Origin of the sequence: Curtobacterium sp. MCLR17_058, from assembly GCF_003234705.2 — a bacterium.
Taxonomy (GTDB): domain Bacteria; phylum Actinomycetota; class Actinomycetes; order Actinomycetales; family Microbacteriaceae; genus Curtobacterium; species Curtobacterium flaccumfaciens.
The window spans coordinates 3,155,917-3,167,397 of sequence record NZ_CP126262.1; the positions used below are offsets into that span (position 1 = coordinate 3,155,917).

Genomic DNA, 11,481 nt, shown 5'->3' on the forward strand with positions numbered 1-11,481 from the left:
CATGACCGACGACCACCAGGACTACGCGGCAGCCGGCTTCACCGGCACGCTCCGCCCAGGACGACGCGCTGCGCTCGTCGTGGTCGATCCGGTCCGCGCCTACGTCGACCCCGACTGCGGGCTCTACGCCGGCGTCGAGGAACCCGTCGAGCGGATGCGGGAGCTCACCACCGCTGCCCGCGCCGCCGGGGTGCACGTGGCGATCACGACGATGGCACTCTCCGCCGACGGGTCCAACGCCGGCGTGTTCTTCCGCAAGGTGCCGGCACTCGCTGCGTACCTGCCCGGCGCGTCGACCGGAGCGTTCGTCGACGGGCTCGAACCCCTCGACGGCGACACCCTGGTGCCCAAGCAGTACCCGAGCGCGTTCTTCGGCACGTCGCTGGCCGCCGACCTCGTCGCCCGCGGCGTCGACACGCTCTTCATCGCGGGGCTGTCGACGAGCGGGTGCATCCGCGCGACGGCCACGGACGCCATGCAGCACGGGTTCGTCCCGATCGTCGTGCGCGACGCCGTCGGCGACCGGTTGCCGAGCGTGCACGAAGCCAACCTGTTCGACATCGCCGCCAAGATCGGCGAGGTCTGGCCCATGGACCAGGTCCTCGAGCACTGGGACGCGGCATGAGCACCACGACGCGCATCGAGGCGCCGGTCCGGGGCCGGCCGCGGAGCGCTGCCGTCGGCGAGTCCGTGTACACCGCGTGCGTCGAGATCCTGGCCGAGGGCGACCCCCGCGCGTTCACGATCCGGGCCGTCGCCGACGCGGCCGGCGTGGGTGCGGCGACGATCTACCGGCGGTGGTCGAGCAAGGAGGTCCTGCTCACCGAGACCGTGATCCGGCTGATGGAGGAGCACATCCCGACGGTGCAGGACGCCCCGATCGCCGCGGGTGTCCTCGGGCTCACCCGCGGATGGGTGCACGCCCTCGTCGCGACGCCGGTCGGTCGGGCGCTCCCGCTCATCGTGGAGACCGCGTCGCACGAGCCGCGGGTCGCCGCGGCCGTCGCCGAGTGGCACCTGGACCGGCGGCTGCGGGTGAACGCGATGCTGCAGCGGGCGATGGACGCGGGCGACCTGCGACCGGACGTCGACCTCGGCATCGCCGTGGACCTGCTCGGCGGGCCGACGTTCTACCGACGCGTGTTCGTCTCGCTCGACATCCAGGCGCCCGACTACCCGGTGCGGCTGGCCCGGGAGTTCCTGCGGTGGGCCGGTTGGACCGGCGACCTGTCGACGGTGGGGGTGACCTCGTGACCGGGACCGTGCCGGAGGGGTTCGCCCCGTCCGCTGCCTGGACCGACATGGGGGTCGGGACGACACCGTCGGCACCGGGTCACTGGATCGGGTTCAACCGACGCTCCGACGCGGCCCGCCAGGTGTCCGACCTGATCCGGGCCGACATCGTCGCGGGGCGGTTCACCGGGCCGCTGCCGTACGAGTGGGAGTTGCTCGACCTGTACGGCACGACGCGGAACGTCCTGCGGGCTGCCCTCGCGTTGCTCAAGGAACAGCGGCTGCTCACCCGTGCGCCGCGATCGGGCACGTTCGGTGTGCGGCCCGTCGCCTCGGTGAGTCTGGCCCGGACGTCCGACGAGGTCACGATCTACGGCGAGACGGCCGGCGGCAGCGTGTTCGAGTCGCCCCGGCTCAGCATCGTGCACCTGTGCGTGCAGCAGGTGACCGCGCCGGAGACGGTCCGGCGCAACCTGCAGATGACCGGCAGCAGCGCCTTCTTCGTCGAGAGCCTCATCTCGTTCGACGGCGAACCGAGCCGGGTCCGGACGAGCTGGGTCCCGCACGAGCGCTTCCCCGACCTGGTCGCCGAACCGCTGACCGAGTACGTGCCCGACGTGCTCGTCAGGGAGGCCGGTGCGCGGCCGGAGGCACGACGGTTGCTCCTGAGCACCGTGAACGCCGACCAGTGGACGGCCGACCTGCTCGACATCGATCCCGGCCAGGCGATCTTCCACATCGAACGGCTGATGTGCCTGGCCGACGGGACACCCGTCGAGTACGGGTTCTCGCGGTACCGCGGCGACCGGGCGGTGATCGACTCCCGGATCACGTGAGGCCCGGGCGGGGATCGTCAGTCGGTGCGGACCGAGAAGACGTCGCCCGGCTGGCAGCCGAGCACCTCGCACAGTCGGGTGAGGGTGGAGAACCGGATCGCGCGGGCCCGGTTGTTCTTGAGCACCGAGAGGTTGACGACGGTCACACCGACGCGGTCGGCGAGCTCGGTCAGGGTCATCCCCCGCTCGGCCAGCAGGTCGTCGAGGTGGCAGACGACCGCGTGGCCGTCCTCCTGTTCCGGGGGCATCAGACCAGCCCGGCCTGGTCCCGCACCATCCGCTGCGAGGCGGTGAGCGCGAACCGGAAGCAGACGACGACGAGCAGGCCGAGGTACACGGGCAGGAACTGGTGGTCGACCACCGGCGTGGGCAGGTACCCCTCCCAGCCGAGGCCCGACACGACCCAGTTCCACCCCATCCGGCGGACGAACGACGGCAGGAACCCGGCGGCCAGCACCGCGCCGGCGAGCCAGTCGAGGATCCGGGTGGTCGAGCGGTCGAAGAGCCCGCCGCGTGAGATCTTCCAGGCCACCGCCGCGACCAGGGCGATGAGGGCGCTGACGAGCAGGACCTCCAGGGCGTCGCCGACGCGGATGTACCCGATCGCACCACCCGGCACGTCGGCGATCGGCGCCCGGAGCACGAGCTGGTCGGACGTCACCGTCGCACCGCCCGGAGGCTGCGGGACGGCACTGGTCTCGCGGATCCGGACCGGCACCGCCACCGTGCCCGAGGCGATCGAGTGGACGAGCAGGTCGACGTACCGCCACACGACGATCGCGATGCCGATCGCACACGAGACGACGTAGGCCAGGTAGGAGTTCCGCCCGCGGGGCGGTTCGTAGACGGGAGTGGTCATGGCTGCTTCCCCTGTCGATCATCGATACCATCGAATTTCGATGCAACGATAAACGATAGGTCCGGTGCCGGCAACCCCTACAGCAGCCCGAAGGCTGCCTGCATGCCCAGGCTCGTCCCCGCCACCAGGACCCAGAGCGCGATGCCGAGCAGCATCGGCCGGAACCCGGCACGGCGGAGCGCGGCGAAGTCCGTCGAGCAGCCGATCGCGGCGAGCGCCACCGTGATGAGGAACGAGGCGGCCGTCGCGAACCCCGGCGCCACGGACGCGGGCAGGACCCCGACCGTCCGGAGCAGCACCACCACGAGGAACCCGATCAGGAACCACGGCACCAACCGGAACACACGGAACCCGCGACCCGGCCCCGAGGCGGGGGTGAGCTGCTCGCGGGAGGCGCGGCGGGCCTCCAGTCCGGCCAGCCCGATGACGATCGGGATGATCATCAGGGTGCGCACCAGCTTCACGACGACCGCAGTGTCGGTCGCCTGGCGGCCGTAGACCGTCGCCGTGGCGACGACGGACGACGTGTCGTTCACGGCGGTGCCCGCGAAGACGCCGAAGGCGTGCTGGCTGAGGCCCAGGGCGTGCCCGAGCAGCGGGAAGGCGAAGACGGCCGCGATGTTGCAGAGGAAGATCGTCGACATCGCGTAGGCGACGTCCGCACTGACCGCACCGATGACCGGTGTCACGGCCGCGATCGCGGACGCACCGCAGATGCCGGTCCCGACGCCGATCAGGGTGCGGAGTGCGCCCGAGACCCGGAGCAGCCGACCGATCCCCCACGCGGCCACCAGGCAGACGACGAGCGTCGCGAGCATCACCGGCAGGGTCTCACCGCCGATGCGCAGGACCTCGCCGATGGACAGCTGCGCGCCGAGCAAGACCACGGCGAACTGCAGGACCCGGCTGGACGAGAACTTCACGCCGGGAGCCAGCGCGGCGAGTGTGCCACCGGTGCGACGCCGGACCAGCCACCCGACGACGGCACCGATCAGGACGGCGGGGACGGGACCGCCGACCACCGGGACGACCCGGCCGACGAGGGTGGCGACGATGCCGATCACCACGGCGAGGGCGACACCGGGTGCGGCGGCACGGACGGACTGCATGGGAACAGCATGTCGCGCTCGCGGACGATCGGTGGCCGCGACGGGCAGGATGGCACGGTGGAGTACTCGGGGGAACGGTGGGTGCAACGGCTGCGCGACGGGGAGATGCCGAAGCGGGGGCCGGTGCTGCTCGCGGCGGTCGTCACCACGGCGGTGGGGCTCGCCGCGCTCGTCGCCGAGTTCGCGTTCCCGGACTTCCTGCGCGGCATCGACAGCGCCCGGACACAGGGGGCGTTCGTGCTGTGGCCGATCGTGGTCGCGGGGTTCGGGGTGCTGTTGGCCGTGTCGACGTTGTCCGCCGGGCGAGGCGACCGCCGGACGCTCGCGCGCATCGGAGCGGGGCGGGCACCCCGGTTCCACCTGCCCGTGCTGACGTCCGGCCTGCGCACCTCCGACGACTTCCCGAAGCCCCGCCCCGAGGTCTGGACCGTCGACGAGTTCGGCCTGCACGCGTGGACACCGTCACGGGACGCGCCGGTGTTCGACCTGCCGTGGGCGCGCATCCGACGGTTCTCCGTCGCGACGAGGGAATCCCGCGGCCAGCGTGCCGACTTCGGCGTCTGGATCAGCACGACCGACGGTGACGACGTGGTCGTGCAGCCGCGGTCCGCCCTCGGACGTGGGTTCGAGGCCGGACCGGACAAGCTCGACACCCTCGTACGGGTCCTCCGCACCCTGCAGCGGGAGCTCGGCGTGGCTTCCGCGCCGGCCGACCGTCACTGAGCGGGCGGGGTGTCCCCCGTCATCTCGACGCGGCCGGTCTCGTCGTTCCAGGTGAAGCTTGCGGTGGTGCGGCGTGCTGCGGCGTGCTGCGGCGTGCTGCGACACTGCTCCCATGCGGGGGATGCACCAGGACACGATCGAGGTCGCGGACGACCGGATCGACGGCCCACACGGCCCGGTCCCCGTCCGGCGGTACCGACCGCTGGACCGGAGCGCCGCCACGGGATCCCCGACCCTGGTCTGGGTGCACGGCGGCGGGTTCTTCCGGGGCGACCTCGACCTGCCGGAGTCCGACGCCGTCGCACGGGCGCTCGCCGAGCGCGGGCTGCCGGTCGTGACCGTCGACTACCGCCTCGGACCGCTGCCCGGACTGCCGTGGCTCGGCCGGGGTGGATCACGTGGGCGACGACGGGCACCCCACGCGCGGGACGAGATCGTCGCCGTCCTCCACCACCTGCACCACGAGGCACCGTCCGGGCTGCTGCTCGGCGGGGCGAGCGCCGGTGCGTGCCTGGCGGCATCCGCGGTCGCGACCGCCCCGCCACTGGCCGGCCTCGTGCTGACCTACGGGTTCTTCCACGCCCGACTCCCGCGTGACCGGGCGCTGCAGCGACTCGTCCGAGGGCACCGGCGGCTCACGCACGCGCCGCTGCTGCTCGACCTGAGCAACCGGGCCTACGCGGGCGGCCGCCCCACTGCGGTCTACCCGGCGTCCGACGACCTCGGCGGGTTCCCCCGCACCCTGCTGATCGACGCCGAGCGGGACGTGATGCGCGCCTCGGGCGAGCGCTTCGCGGACGAGCTCGAGGCCGCGGGCATCGAGGTCGAACGACACGTCCTGCCGGACAGCCGTCACGCGTTCCTCAACCAACCCGGCACGCGGGACTTCGACGACGCCATCGGTCACATCGTGGACTGGGCCGACCGGACCCCCATCCGCTGAACGCTCATCCGCCTGCGAACGGCGGACATCCGGGGACGGCACGCCTGCGGCGGACGTACTCTGGAAACGGAAGCAACGGCGGTTCCGAATCCCCTTCGCCACGCTCCCTGCCGTGGCGTCTCACCACCGTGACGAAGAGTTCCATCGTGACCGAACACCTCATCGAGTACGTCGCCCGCGACCGCACGGGCATCACCGCCGTCGTGACACCGACCGGTGTCATCGACGTGGACACCGTGATCCAGCACATCCGCGCCGGCCACGCGGGCTACTACGTGGCTGCCGACTCGTGGAAGCGCACCCCGGTCCGGAGCATGTCCTTCATCGGCGGGACCTACCTGTTCGCCAACTGGGACGGGTCGAAGCGGAACATGCTGCACGACCTGGCGTTCCGTTCGCCGACCCGCTCGATCGAGACGCCCCACGAGCCGGAGTCGCGGTTCTCGCGGTTCCTCGACGCGCTGTTCGGCAGGCGCTCACCGCAGCTCTGACCCCCGGCAACCCGCCCGTGACACCATGGCAGGGCCACGAGAGGCGCCAGCAGAAGGGGGAGGACATGCTCGCACGAGAGGTGGCGGACAAGCGGTTCCGGCCGACCAAGTTCCGCGAGGGGTACGACCAGAGCGAGGTCGACGCGTTCCTCGACCGGATCCAGACCACCCTGGCCGGGTACGAGCAGCGACGCCCGGTCGACCCGCTCACACCGGAGCAGGTCGCAGCGGTCCGGTTCCAGCCGACGAAGTTCCGCGAGGGGTACGACCAGGGGCAGGTCGACGACTTCCTCGACGAGGTCGTCGTCGCACTGCGCCAGCACGGCGCCCGCTGAAGCGGCCACCTGCGGTGCAGGTGACCGCCTGGAGGCGCGGCGTGCGTCGCGGACGCGGGTCGCGCCTCCAGGCGGTCGCGTCGGTCAGCGGACCGACTTGATGGGCAGGATCACCAGGGCGCCGAGGATGACGGCGACGCCGGCACCCCAGAGCATGAGCGTGTAGTTCTGGCCGCCACCGATGCCGAGCAGGAACAGACCGACGGCGGGGGCGAGTGACTGCGGCAGGGCGTTCGCGATGTTGATGACGCCGAGGTCCTTGCCGGGGCGCTCCGGGTCGGGCAGCACGTCGACGACCAGGGCGGTGTCGATGGCGGCGTAGATGCCGAAGGCGAAACCGAGGACGATCTCGGCGAAGTAGAACCCGCCGACGCTGTCGACGTGGGCCAGGATCACCAGGCCGACGGCGGTCATGGCCGTCGAACCCCAGACGAAGACCTTGCGACGCTGGATCCGGTCGGACACCCAGCCGGAGACGGCCGCACTGACGAGCAGGGCGATCGTGTACAGGAGCACGCCGAACGCGACGACCCCGACCGCTTCGCCCTGCGGGAGCCCGATGCGGTCCTGCATGTAGAGGAGTCGGTACGTCGTGAACATGAACGTGCCGAAGGTGATGAGGAAGCGGCCCCACCAGGCGAGCCCGAAGTCGCGGTGCTTGATCGGGTTCGTCCAGAACGAGCTGATCAGGTTGACCCAGCTGAAGGGCTTGACGGGCGTCGTCGGCAGGTCGTCGCGGGCGACGAACGAGTAGACGAGGACCGCGACGATCGCCAGGACGCCCGGTGCGATGAACAGGACCGGCAGGTTGCCGACCAGGTACACGGCCAGGTAGAGCCCGGCCAGGATCGCGATGTTCTGTGCCAGGGCGATGACGCTCGAGGCCTTGCCGCGCTGGAACTCCGGCACGTTGTCGGCGAAGCTCGCCGTCAGCGTGGAGAGGACGGCGTTGGCGGAGACCTGCGCCAGCACCCAGGCCAGGGTGAGCTGCAGCACGTCGGGCGAGAACGCGAGCCAGGCGAGGGAACCGACGAAGACGACGACACCGCCGACCATCCAGGGGCGGCGACGGCCCCACCGTGTGCGGGTGCGGTCGGAGAGCGCGCCGAACAGGGGGTTGGCGAACAGGGCGCCGAGCGCTCCGAACGGCAGGACCGAGCCGACGACGGTCTCGGGGCTCGTCGGGTTCAGCTCCGTCGCCTTGATCGACATGCTCACGAAGACCGGGGTGAGCAGGGCGACGAACAGGCCGAACTGGGCGAAGCTGAGGCCCCAGAGGTACCCCCGACCCACCCGGACGGTGCTGACGGACTGCGTGATGCCCTCGACCGAGAACGCTCGGGACGCCGCGGCGTCCGTGGCGGTGGCGCCGGCGGCTGCGGTGACCGCTGGGGACGCGGTCCCGGCGATGCCCCGCGTGGGTTCTTCCTTCGACGTCGGTGTCGACATGACTCCTCCTTGAGTCACAGGGGGCTTCGGTGCCCGCTGAATCCCTAGTGCTGCTAGGTGATCGGGACTGTAGCACCGGAAACCTCGTGCCGGAAGGTTTTGCGCTGTTTGTTTCGTCGGGGCGGACGGATGCGTGCGGACGCGTGCGGACGCGTGCGGACGCGTGCCGACGCAGAACGACACCGCCGCTGTCGGAGGACAACGACGGTGTCGTTCTGCATCGACCCGCAGGCCGGAAAGGAGCCGCTAGTGCTCGCCGTCCTCTTCCGGGTTGAAGTGCGAGTCGTCGCCGGTGTGCCCCGCGGCCAGGCCGTCGGGGTTGTTCGGGATGGTGTTGTCGTCGCCGAGGCCGCCCGGCTTCTCGGTGCCCTCGGAGTCGTTCTTCGGGGCGTCGTGCGTGTTGTCACTGTCGGTCATGAGCTGCTCCAGTGCAGAGATTGATCCGGCAGCACTGCCGCCGGTGGTACTGAGGACTCGGACAGTACGTGGCGCACCTCGGAAACCGCCGTCCGACCGGGGGAAGCGGATGACAGGGACCGGGGTGATCGGTAGATTGTTCAACAACCCGCGACGACAGGGAGCACCCGTGACGACGATCGACCTGAACAGCGACCTGGGCGAGGGCTTCGGTGCCTGGGCCATGGGCGACGACGCCGCGATGCTCGACGTCGTCTCGAGCGCCAACGTCGCCTGCGGGTTCCACGCCGGCGACCCGACGATCATGCTCGCCACTGCCCGCGCCGCCGCCGAGCGTGGTGTGGCGATCGGCGCGCACGTGGCCTACCGCGACCTGATCGGCTTCGGCCGCCGGCCCGTGCACGTCACCCCCGACGAGCTGTACGCCGACGTCGTGCACCAGCTCGGCGCGATGGCCGCCACCGCGCACGTCGCCGGCACGGCCGTGACCTACGTCAAGCCGCACGGCGCCCTGTACAACACGGCCTGCGCCGACCCGGTGCAGGCCGAGGCCGTCGTCCGCGCCGTGGCCGAGGTCGACCCGTCCCTCGCCGTGCTGGCGCTGCCCGGGTCGGAACTGCTGCTGGCAGCCGAGCGGCACGGGCTCCGCGCGGTGAGCGAGTCCTTCGCCGATCGCGCCTACGAACCCGACGGCTCGCTGGTGTCGCGGAAGCAGCCGGGGTCGGTGCTGCACGACCCGGACGAGGTCGCAGCCCGGGTGCTCCGCATGGTCACCGATGGTGTCGCGACCGCCGTCGACGGGTCCGAGATCGCCGTGCGTGCCGACTCGGTCTGCGTGCACGGCGACTCCCCGGACGCGGTGGCGATGGCTCGCGCCATCCGAGCACTGCTGACCGAGCACGGCGTGACGATCGCGCCCTTCGCACCGTGACTGGCCCGGAGGTCCGCTCCGCTGGCGGCACCGCACTCCTCGCCACGTTCGGGTCCCTCGCCGACGTCGTCGCCTTCCGCGCCGGGCTCGCACAGGCCACCCTGCCGGGGCTGACCGAGGTCGTCTCCGGTGCCCGGACACTGCTGCTCCGGTTCGACCCGACGACGACGGACGCCGGGCGACTCCGCTCCGAGCTCGCACAGGTCGACCCGGTCAGCGCAGCGCTCGAAGCGCAGGACACCGAGCCGCTCGTCATCCCCGTCACCTACGACGGCGAGGACCTCGACACCGTCACCGAAGTGACCGGCATGCGGCACGACGAGCTCGTGGCGTGGCACACCGGGCAGCTCTGGACGAGCGCGTTCTGCGGCTTCGCCCCCGGCTTCAGCTACCTCACCCGCAGCGATCGCCCGCTCGACCTGCCCCGCCGCAGCACCGCCCGCACAGCCGTCCCCAGCGGCGCCGTGGCGTTGGCCGGCGAGTTCAGCGCCGTCTACCCGCGGACATCGCCCGGCGGCTGGCAGCTCATCGGCCGCACCGAGGTGCCGATGTGGTCCCTCGAGCGCACGCCTCCGGCGCTCGCGCCCGCCGGCACGCTCGTCCGCTTCGTCGTGGCGGGTGCGGCATGACCGCGCTGACCGTCGTGCAGGTCGGCTACGGCGCGACCACGCAGGACCTCGGGCGCCCGGGCTTCAGCGACATGGGCCTCGGGGCGGCCGGAGCAGCCGACCGCGGCTCCGCGGCGCTCGCCAACCGGCTGGTCGGCAACCGTCCCGACGCGGCCGTCCTGGAGGCTCTGCTCGGCTCCGTCACGCTCCGCGCCGACGCGTACGTGGTCGCGGCCACCACCGGCGCGGCCTGCCCCGTCGAGGTCGAGCGGGCGGACGGATCGGTCCGCGGTGCCGCCTCGCACGAGGTGCTGCTGCTGGCCCCGGGCGACACGCTCCGGATCGGCACCGCGACCGTGGGCCTGCGCGCGTACGTCGCGGTCCTCGGGGGCTTCGCGGTCGACCCGGTGCTCGGCAGCCGCTCGTGGGACTCCCTCGCGCGCCTCGGTCCGCCGCCGCTGTCGGCCGGTGACGTCCTGCCCGTCGGCGACGCCCGGGTGTCGTGGCCGATCGTCGACGCGGTGCCGCAGCCCGCGCCGCGGTGGCCGGACGAGCCGGTCGTGCTCGACGTGGTGCCCGGACCGCGCGACGACTGGTTCACCCCGGAGTGGCGCACGACCCTGACCGGCCAGGACTTCTCCGTCAGTGCGGACAGCGACCGCGTCGGGGTCCGCACCACGGCCGAGACGCCGCTCGCCCGCTCCGTGGCACGCGAACTGCCGAGCGAGGGCGTCGAGACCGGGTCACTGCAGGTGCCGCCCGAGGGCTTCCCCGTGCTGTTCCTCGCCGACCACCCGGTGACCGGCGGCTACCCGGTCGTCGCGGTCCTGACACCGTCGTCGATCGACCTCGCTGCGCAGCTCCGTCCGGGCGATCCGCTCCGGTTCCGCATCCTCGACTGACCGACCCGGAACAAGCGCAGGGGGTCAGGGGTTGGCTTGGACACCGCTGACGAAAGGTTCCCCATGTCGATGACCGTCCTGCTCGAGGTCCAGTTCCAGAGCGACGCCCCCGAAGACGCACTCCAGGGTGCGATCCGCGAGACGCTCGAACAGACCGCGTCGTTCCACGGCCTGGAGTCGCTCGAGGTCCTGGTCGACGACGAGGACCCGGCGCGCATGGTCGTCGTCGAGTCGTGGACGACCCCCGAGGACCACGACACCTACGTGGCCTGGCGTGCGACGCCGGAGGGCGCTCCGGCGATGGCACCGTTCCTCGCCGCGACGCCGGTCACCCGCACCTTCGCGCGGACCCTCCCGCTCGACTGAGCAGACGCCGAAACCGAAGCTGACGTCGGCACCTGCGTCAGCGCCGGTGCCGCGGCACGACGACGGCGCGATCGCTCAGATCGAATCGTCGTCGGCGTCGAGCGGCACCGGTCGATCGTCGTCGGGGAGCAGTTCGTCGTCCGCGTCGTCGACCACCGGCAGGTCGTCGGGGTCGAGCACGCTCGGCTCCGGCTCGTAGTCGGTCTCCTGCGCCTCGCGGAAGTCGTCGAGGGTCTCGTCGTCCTTCGGATCGCTCATGGCCCCGAAGGTACCTCCGGA

The 11,481-nt window shown here is 71.8% G+C and carries 16 protein-coding genes and 2 pseudogenes; 12 read left to right on the plus strand and 6 right to left on the minus strand.

All coding sequences use genetic code 11. The annotated features are described in order from the left end of the window. Window position 1: 1 nt before the first annotated feature. The 3 genes from DEJ11_RS14850 to DEJ11_RS14860 are packed head-to-tail and all read left to right on the plus strand — an operon-like array spanning window position 2 to window position 2,069. On the plus strand, window positions 2-625 hold the full coding sequence (locus DEJ11_RS14850; protein ID WP_111105148.1) for an isochorismatase family protein: 624 nt from the start codon (window positions 2-4) through the stop codon (window positions 623-625). Continuing rightward, window positions 622-1,254, plus strand: coding sequence for a TetR/AcrR family transcriptional regulator (locus DEJ11_RS14855; protein ID WP_111093609.1), 633 nt, complete (start codon window positions 622-624; stop codon window positions 1,252-1,254). Before DEJ11_RS14850 ends, DEJ11_RS14855 begins: the two co-directional genes overlap by 4 nt. Beyond that, window positions 1,251-2,069 carry a GntR family transcriptional regulator gene (locus DEJ11_RS14860; RefSeq protein ID WP_111105149.1) on the plus strand — a complete coding sequence of 273 codons (819 nt, stop codon included), beginning with the start codon at window positions 1,251-1,253 and terminating at the stop codon, window positions 2,067-2,069. The genes DEJ11_RS14855 and DEJ11_RS14860 overlap by 4 nt, the downstream gene beginning before the upstream one ends. Window positions 2,070-2,086: 17 nt before the next feature. Here DEJ11_RS14860 and DEJ11_RS14865 read toward each other — a convergent pair whose 3' ends face one another. The 3 genes from DEJ11_RS14865 to DEJ11_RS14875 all read right to left on the minus strand — a co-directional run bounded on the left by DEJ11_RS14865 (window position 2,087) and on the right by DEJ11_RS14875 (window position 4,037). Beyond that, window positions 2,087-2,317: a helix-turn-helix domain-containing protein gene (locus tag DEJ11_RS14865; RefSeq protein WP_071245067.1), complete on the minus strand. Its 231-nt coding sequence runs from the start codon at window positions 2,315-2,317 to the stop codon at window positions 2,087-2,089. Next, window positions 2,317-2,928 (minus strand): hypothetical protein, encoded by a 612-nt coding sequence (locus DEJ11_RS14870; protein WP_111105150.1) that lies wholly within the window; start codon window positions 2,926-2,928, stop codon window positions 2,317-2,319. The genes DEJ11_RS14865 and DEJ11_RS14870 overlap by 1 nt, the downstream gene beginning before the upstream one ends. Before the next feature lie 77 nt (window positions 2,929-3,005). After that, a complete protein-coding gene (locus tag DEJ11_RS14875; protein ID WP_111105151.1) occupies window positions 3,006-4,037 on the minus strand; it encodes a YeiH family protein in 1,032 nt (343 codons plus the stop codon). A gap of 9 nt (window positions 4,038-4,046) precedes the next feature. On the opposite strand from DEJ11_RS14875, the gene DEJ11_RS14880 reads away from it, so the two are divergent. The 5 genes and pseudogenes from DEJ11_RS14880 to DEJ11_RS14900 form a co-directional block, all read left to right on the plus strand. Then, window positions 4,047-4,760: a hypothetical protein gene (locus DEJ11_RS14880; protein ID WP_111105152.1), complete on the plus strand. Its 714-nt coding sequence runs from the start codon at window positions 4,047-4,049 to the stop codon at window positions 4,758-4,760. A 121-nt stretch (window positions 4,761-4,881) separates the two neighbouring features. Then, a complete protein-coding gene (locus DEJ11_RS14885) occupies window positions 4,882-5,703 on the plus strand; it encodes an alpha/beta hydrolase (RefSeq protein WP_181440901.1) in 822 nt (273 codons plus the stop codon). Window positions 5,704-5,849: 146 nt separating this feature from the next. After that, window positions 5,850-6,194 carry a hypothetical protein gene (locus tag DEJ11_RS14890; RefSeq protein WP_071405928.1) on the plus strand — a complete coding sequence of 115 codons (345 nt, stop codon included), beginning with the start codon at window positions 5,850-5,852 and terminating at the stop codon, window positions 6,192-6,194. A gap of 65 nt (window positions 6,195-6,259) precedes the next feature. Next, window positions 6,260-6,352, plus strand: a pseudogene (locus DEJ11_RS14895) (DivIVA domain-containing protein); the annotation flags it as partial. Between the two features lie 12 nt (window positions 6,353-6,364). Next, a pseudogene (locus DEJ11_RS14900) lies at window positions 6,365-6,514 on the plus strand (DivIVA domain-containing protein); the annotation flags it as partial. A 99-nt stretch (window positions 6,515-6,613) separates the two neighbouring features. Here the strand turns inward: DEJ11_RS14900 and DEJ11_RS14905 are convergent. Together DEJ11_RS14905 and DEJ11_RS14910 are read right to left on the minus strand one after the other, a co-directional pair. After that, window positions 6,614-7,978, minus strand: a complete 1,365-nt coding sequence (locus DEJ11_RS14905; RefSeq protein ID WP_071405927.1) for an MFS transporter — start codon at window positions 7,976-7,978, stop codon at window positions 6,614-6,616. 246 nt (window positions 7,979-8,224) lie between these two features. After that, window positions 8,225-8,395: a hypothetical protein gene (locus DEJ11_RS14910; protein WP_164941189.1), complete on the minus strand. Its 171-nt coding sequence runs from the start codon at window positions 8,393-8,395 to the stop codon at window positions 8,225-8,227. A gap of 169 nt (window positions 8,396-8,564) precedes the next feature. Here DEJ11_RS14910 and DEJ11_RS14915 point away from each other — a divergent pair, with 169 nt between their 5' ends. From DEJ11_RS14915 to DEJ11_RS14930, 4 genes are all read left to right on the plus strand, one after another. Continuing rightward, entirely contained in the window at window positions 8,565-9,326 is a 762-nt protein-coding gene (locus DEJ11_RS14915) for a LamB/YcsF family protein (RefSeq protein WP_111030602.1), read from the plus strand. Continuing rightward, a complete protein-coding gene (locus tag DEJ11_RS14920; RefSeq protein ID WP_111105154.1) occupies window positions 9,323-9,955 on the plus strand; it encodes a 5-oxoprolinase subunit B family protein in 633 nt (210 codons plus the stop codon). The genes DEJ11_RS14915 and DEJ11_RS14920 overlap by 4 nt, the downstream gene beginning before the upstream one ends. Beyond that, complete coding sequence (locus tag DEJ11_RS14925) at window positions 9,952-10,836, plus strand: 5-oxoprolinase subunit C family protein (RefSeq protein ID WP_111105155.1); 885 nt, start codon at window positions 9,952-9,954, stop codon at window positions 10,834-10,836. Before DEJ11_RS14920 ends, DEJ11_RS14925 begins: the two co-directional genes overlap by 4 nt. Before the next feature lie 63 nt (window positions 10,837-10,899). Beyond that, on the plus strand, window positions 10,900-11,202 hold the full coding sequence (locus tag DEJ11_RS14930; protein WP_071405925.1) for a putative quinol monooxygenase: 303 nt from the start codon (window positions 10,900-10,902) through the stop codon (window positions 11,200-11,202). A 75-nt stretch (window positions 11,203-11,277) separates the two neighbouring features. On the opposite strand, the gene DEJ11_RS14935 is transcribed toward DEJ11_RS14930, so the two are convergent. Next, window positions 11,278-11,460 (minus strand): hypothetical protein, encoded by a 183-nt coding sequence (locus DEJ11_RS14935; RefSeq protein ID WP_111105156.1) that lies wholly within the window; start codon window positions 11,458-11,460, stop codon window positions 11,278-11,280. Between the last annotated feature and the right edge of the window lie 21 nt (window positions 11,461-11,481).